Here is a 6,615-nt window from a genome sequence, read left to right as displayed (position 1 = left end):
CTCTTTGAGAATATTCATAAACAGGGTGCATACCGCAGATATGCCAATAGTAATCTGGATATCAATCGGTAGTTTACTGAGAACATCTGGAAACATAAAACTATTTCTCCTTAATTAAAATGTTCAAAAAGATAAGAGTAAAGTATTTCATTTAAGCCTCCGAAAAGATTTTCAATGCGAAATTCGCATTGAGACATTTCACCGTATAACTTTCCGTCCAACTAAATAGGCAATGTCCGGGGAACATCCGTCTCCAGTCATTTCTATGCTGATATCGCTTGGCAACCCCGCCACGTCGACCCACACAATAAAAGGCCAGTCGAGGATTATTCACTGAACATCACCTTCATCAAATCGTCCGGCTGATTCCACATCCAACCAACATATTTACCGTGATGTTCCCACTGGTCGGGCATGCTCACTCCGTGTTTGTTGAATTCTACCCGCATAGTCTCAAACCAAGTTTCTCCCAATGAGTCTATATTAACAAGACGTATATTGTTTGTCAAGATATAATTTTGAGAATCTGATAAATCCGATGGCTCACTTGGACTTATGGCATGAGATTGGGCTTCTATGAGTATGGTTGGTTTGACATCATCATCGTATGTTTCGGTCTTCAATTCGTGGTGATAGACGGTAATTATCTTGGCTGATGACTTGGGTTTATTGTGGGGCAAATAATAGGGGATTTGAATCAAGACTCCTTCAAAATCGTGGGAATGTTCATCGAATGGTTTAGCGGGGATACATGAAGTCCAGTCTCGATAATGATAGAAGGCATAACCCAGATAATAATGAACTTCATCAGTGCGTACCCAATAGTAGCAAGATGGTTTTGGTGTAGGCTTAAAATCTCCCAACTGTATTTCAATCGGGATATCGTAGAAAGAATCAAAACCCTGATATATAATAGGCAAATGCCTACGGGCGAGGCTCACCCCTCTCTTGCCTGTTATGATTTGCATATGGCCTCATGGTTTTATTGTTCCATCGTCTATTTCCAAATGCGCATGCGGCGCACTATCTGGATGCATCGGTGAAGGCTCGATTTCGAATTGGAGTTGCGGATTCCACCGTTTTATCTTGATTAATATTGTCGTAATTAATCGCATTAAGGGTTCACTGATATCCCTATTCCTGATATCAACCGCCTGCCATTTCTTATGATAGCTGAAAGCATCATCCGGTCTGTAGATGGAGGTGAGCATTAACCCACCCTCCATTCCGCATATTTGAGCAAGACTATCAAGCATGACAATCTCGTCACGTAGTTTCGGATGTACTAACCCCGTTTCCCATTGTCTCTTTATTTCATCGTCCTTCCAGCGCACACCTATCTCCTTGTAATAGTCGGATTAAACGTCACTGAGGTCACGTCCGGCACAACCACCGACTTGAAGGATTGTATCTGTTTTCCCTGATAATCTATTGAGACATTATACTTTAGGGTATCCGCTGGAGTTTGCACGAACATTTTAGTTGACGCTAGCACCCCCAAAGAGAAATATCCCGTTGAGTCCGTATAGGCCGACACATCCGTCGGGTAATATATGGCACTATCCACATCAGCCCAGACCCTACCATACGGCATCGAGAAGGTTATCTTGGCATCCCTTAAACTATCTCGACTCATGCCGTATATTCTGCCACTGACCGTAACCTTACCGATATCAAGAACATAGGCCTCAGTAGTATCACTCATAACACCAACCAGATGTACGGTGTCGGGTGTCTTGAAATAGTACCCCGCCCGTTTAGCTAAGACTGCATATTGACCAGTATCAAGATTGAAGTAAGCCATTCCATTGACATTAGTATGTGCCCAAGCTATGTAGTTTGTTTGGGCGAGATTGCGGATAGTCACTTCCGCCCCATTAATCGGGGCATCGGGACTGGCGGTTGTGTCAAGCAATAGGAGACTATAGGTATATGCCCCCGTACCCGATAACGTGGCCGTGATTGCCCCGTCCTTAGTATAGTCTACCGTATCCACCCATGCCGCCACGAGAGCCGTATCCACGTGCCCTGTTATATTACCAACGATATCGCCAACAAACTTATTGCCGTCAAGAGAGACGTTGCCGCCGACGATAATCGCCATATCATTATAAGTTGAGTTAGAAGTTGAGGCCCGAATAGCCGCGGAAGAATCCCCATAGATATAAAGAGCGGGAGCGCCGGGCTTAACGGTGTGTATTAACATTGCCTCCTCAATTCTACCATATCTGGATGTGAAGGCGCTTGACCCCTCTATATAAAAAGCGCGAGTTGAGACAGACGTGTCTCCGCTTCCATTACTAATAACAAAAGTATGTCCAGAGTCGCCGGTCGTGTAAACATAAAAGGCACGACCCAATATAGCATTGGAAGTATTCCCGATCTGAGCAGAAGCATTACCGGCTGAAGATTCTATCCTTAAACCCCCGCCAGTGGTTGATATCGCCGCGTCATTATGTAAATCAAGTGCATATCCTTGTCCGGTAGCTCCAGAATTTATTAGAAATTTAACGGCATCGCCAGAACCGGATTGTGTCACTTGGAATGTCGGACTACTACTACTATTACTCATATGTACAACACTACCCGTTGTTGCATTCATATATAGAGTATGCCCCGTACTGGAAAGTATAGATAGTCCCGTATTCCCCGCTGCCGAGGTTTTAATGGTGGCCCCACCGCCTGCAGTATTAGATATCCATAATCCTGCGGTATCGGCATTATTAGCATTAATTATCAGATTCGTAGCATGAATCTTCCCGAAACTTGCGTCTATGCCCGCTTGTAGGGCTGCTTTTGCCGCACCTTCGACGGTAGCCGAGTCGAGGCCACCTCCGCCACCCCAGACACCGGCCATTAAACTATCAAATATTGTGTACGCGGTGGCCAATGTGGAGTCAATCTTATTATCAACAGTACCGGCAGCTCCCAATGTATCCCATATCTCAGACACTGACGGCGGGTCGATAGCTGTTACTTCCGCGCCCGTAGCCATATCACGAGCCACTATAGTATCACCAAAAACACTCGCCATTTGTCCAACCGTTACGAGGTTGTTCATCGAATCACCCATTGAACCGGCAGTAAAGGCGGTCGTAAATGGGATATTCCAAGTGCCAAGCGGAACGGCGTTAACTGCCGCAAGGATTGTGGCGAAAGGATTATTGTTTAGACTATCGCCCATTGAACCGGCCGTGAATGAACTGTTATAGGGTTTGTTCCAGAAGGCCTCTACACCGCCATCACCGACGGAATCGGTGCGAGTGAGGGTTCCGTGAATATCTCCGACAATATCGTAGACTATTCCCCCAAATTGAGCACCAAAAGCAAAGCCAGTATCATAACTACCCGCATATTGTTCACCATATGAATATGAACCATATTTTCCACCCCAACGATAAAATCCTATTCCGTTGATGTCGCCACCTTGTGCAATAATGGCGGTGTCGTGGTCACCCGTTGCCCTGATATGTAAACCACGTAAAGACCATATCTGGTCAGCTCCGACCTTCGCCGTATGTCCTGCCGCGGCGAGAAGAGAGTCAAGACGGGTATCGGTCAGTTGAAGAGTATCCAATATCGCATTTATCGAATCAATGGCCTTAGTGAGTTCTGATGCAAGAGCATAGCGTCCATCATATAATTGCAGCGTATCAAGGATGGCATTAATAGAGTCTATGCCTTTTGCCAGATTAGCAATTATCACATTAGCGGAATCCATCGGAGCATCGAGAAAATTCTCTAAACTATCAGACACGACCTGCACATAGTAGGGAGGACTTTGGGTTGGTAGTTTTTTATAGAACGCTGTGACGAATACTGCCAGCTCGAAGTTCCCACCAGCACCATCTATATCGGCGATAGCGTCCCTGAATACATAGGTCTTCACTCCGCCGACCGTAATGGTGTCAAACTGGTCGCCATCTATCGCCGTGATACTTGCCGTATATGCGGCAGTTGTGGCATTATCCGGCCACGCCACAACCTGAATTGAATCGGGCGCGCCCGGAAGTCCTGCCGAATCAAGCGGGGCAGTTATCCCAACGGTGATTGTCTCGCTGGATTTCTTTATACTGGCATCGACCGATTGCCACATCCCTACTGAAGCAAGGATTACTATAGCCAAAAACAACTTCTTCATCATCATACCTCTATATTCTAAATCTATACCAGCGTTGAATCCGTCGAGTTGCCGGATTATATCCTTCTGGAGGGTTACTTCCGAGGGTCAAGGTCAACGTATCCGCCACTATCGCGGCGACCTGATTTATTGTAAACGAACTGTCATATGCTTGTGCCGTATCTTTTTGTGCCCTAATTATATAATCATTATATCCTACAGAATCCGGTGCGGTTCGTGAGTAATAGGCGTAAGGGCAAACAAAAGAGATATTGCCCGCCCCGTTCGTAAATCCAGTGCCGACTAATCCGTACTGACTCCAGACCGAACACGCCGCCTGTGATACGCCAATATCATTAGTCCCCTTGACGTGCAGGTTCAGGGTTCGGGCAATGGTGATTTCCTGATAGCCGGTTAAAACAGGTTCACCATGATACATATGAGTAACTGAGTTGGGCGACGCACCTCCGGCAAAGCTATCATTAAGGGAAACTATGTTAGTATCATATCCGTTGTTGCCGCCCCAGATTCCAAGATTGAACGTCGATTGGTCATATACTTTGCCGGTAGTGTCCAATTTGAGAAGATTCCCTTCTGTTAAACTGAAATCTCCACCACCATCATATTGTCCGTAGTCGAGGACTGATGTACCCTGAGAATAAAACTTATTATCTTTGAAGTGTGATGACGTATCCAGATACTTGACATAATCAAACTTGAAGGCCACACAATCCCATGCGTACCCATCGGCATTCGTTATTGCCTTTAATGAACAAATGTTGTTTGTAAAATTTATATGAAACGGCGGGGAAGTATTTTCCCAAACCTGATAAGCGAAAGCTTCTCCATTCGGATTGTACTGTCCACAAATGTCGGTCGTGGTATCGACGGTGGTGATAAAGACATTATCAAATATATTTACCCAGCGATTAGATTGTCTCATCTTCATCGCACTGCAACCATAGCCGGAGCCGGGGCCGTATTCCTGATTGTAACCCTCGTGATTATTGAAATAACTTGAACAGATAACGATAGGCTCTTCCTCAACTCCGAGCGCACCAATCAGATTTATTCCCCGCCCGCCCCCGTACTTTGTGCCAGTAAGGAAAGCACAGTGATTTATTACCGTGCCCCTGCCCGCCCGTGTACCGACAATCCCATAGGTCTGTGTCGTGCTCTTTCCGAGCTGACCGAGAAATCCCACATACTTTCTATTGCGAGCATCAACTACAAAGGTATCGCCGTAGAATTTGACATTAGGACAATCGTTAGTCTGGGTTGCCGCCCACCGCATATAAACGGCGGCGTGGGCGTTATCTTCCAGATAACAGGAATCTACTTTTACATGATAGTCTCCCGGTGCGGTAAGCATGGCCGAATCGCAGGAAATACTTAGTACCGTTGCCTGAAACATCGTCCTCGACGGATAGGCATAAGCATCATTGAAGAAACGGCATTTGCGAATACGGTTATTCTTACCCTCTATTTCTACGACTTGCGAATAATAGGCTCCCCTGACTCTGGCTTCGATTATACTATCGAGAAGGATATTGTAGGCTTGTCCGCCAATCTTGAAACAGATACCGTAATAGTTAAGAGTATCACCCTCAACGTAAACGCTATCGTTGGCTTCCATGTTGTCTGGATCATGCAGAACATACCCACCATGAATAGTAATATCGTGTTTCTGATAGCCGATGGATATACCTCTCGGCCCCCGATACGTTCCCATTCTGATAGTCGAATCTGTCCCGAAAACGATGGAGTCCGTACCGAGATTCACATACCAAAAATTACTATTGATGTAAATACCATCAGTGCCGCTGGTCAGCTTAGTTCCCTGAATAGTTACGGTATCCCAAGTGTCAGCACTATGGTCTCCAGCCAGAAGCGTGTCGGGTACTTTTGTGACTACATACTGTCCCGCAAACGCCGGAGCACAACAAAGCAGCAATATGGCGAGTAATTTCTTCATTGGGTTGTCCTCAGTATCCTACTGCGACGGCCAGAACCCGTTGTCCCCGCCGGTTTATCGGAGTACCAAATCCTTGCAAATGGTAATTGCCCCGTTGTTGAGCGGGAAAACGTCCAACGTGAACTCACTCCATCATTACCACCATAAGCAAGGGGAAGCCATACAACGGCATATCCCACGCTTAAATAATTACTTGTATCCGCTATATTTGCAGCAGACAAAGTGGAACGAACTGTATCGCCATTGTCTGCGGGGCCAGCAGTTAATAAAACGGAGTCGCCGTCCCGCGTTGCCTCATGGTCGGTCGATGAATTAAGACATCCTGCCGTTCCCCATGCCGCCGCCGTACCAGAACAAGAACCATCACCAACCATATAGGCGGAGTCCCACGTCACGCCGCAAGAATCGGCTACAAGGGCATTACCAAATACAAATGTTTGTCTGGTTATTTGAAATGGTGCAACGAAAACACTGTCACCAGCAGTTCCCGCGGTGTTGACGACATAGTATATAAAACAAG

5 protein-coding genes are annotated in these 6,615 nt (G+C 46.1%); all 5 read right to left on the bottom strand.

Annotated elements, in window-relative coordinates:
* Window positions 1-326: 326 nt before the first annotated feature.
* The 5 genes from WC356_03880 to WC356_03860 are packed head-to-tail and all read right to left on the bottom strand — an operon-like array spanning window position 327 to window position 6,469.
* Window positions 327-968 (bottom strand): hypothetical protein, encoded by a 642-nt coding sequence (locus WC356_03880; GenBank protein MFA5382281.1) that lies wholly within the window; start codon window positions 966-968, stop codon window positions 327-329.
* A gap of 6 nt (window positions 969-974) precedes the next feature.
* Window positions 975-1,334, bottom strand: a complete 360-nt coding sequence (locus tag WC356_03875; GenBank protein MFA5382280.1) for a hypothetical protein — start codon at window positions 1,332-1,334, stop codon at window positions 975-977.
* Window positions 1,335-1,336: 2 nt separating this feature from the next.
* Complete coding sequence (locus WC356_03870) at window positions 1,337-4,141, bottom strand: hypothetical protein (GenBank protein ID MFA5382279.1); 2,805 nt, start codon at window positions 4,139-4,141, stop codon at window positions 1,337-1,339.
* Between the two features lie 10 nt (window positions 4,142-4,151).
* Window positions 4,152-6,095 carry a hypothetical protein gene (locus WC356_03865; GenBank protein MFA5382278.1) on the bottom strand — a complete coding sequence of 648 codons (1,944 nt, stop codon included), beginning with the start codon at window positions 6,093-6,095 and terminating at the stop codon, window positions 4,152-4,154.
* Window positions 6,092-6,469, bottom strand: coding sequence for a hypothetical protein (locus WC356_03860; GenBank protein MFA5382277.1), 378 nt, complete (start codon window positions 6,467-6,469; stop codon window positions 6,092-6,094). The genes WC356_03865 and WC356_03860 overlap by 4 nt, the downstream gene beginning before the upstream one ends.
* Window positions 6,470-6,615 lie beyond the last annotated feature (146 nt).

This window comes from Candidatus Micrarchaeia archaeon (assembly GCA_041653315.1).
Taxonomy (GTDB): Archaea; Micrarchaeota; Micrarchaeia; order Anstonellales; family JAHKLY01; genus JAHKLY01.
Note: the sequence above shows the minus strand (reverse complement) of the source record. Positions and strands in the feature narration are given on the sequence as shown.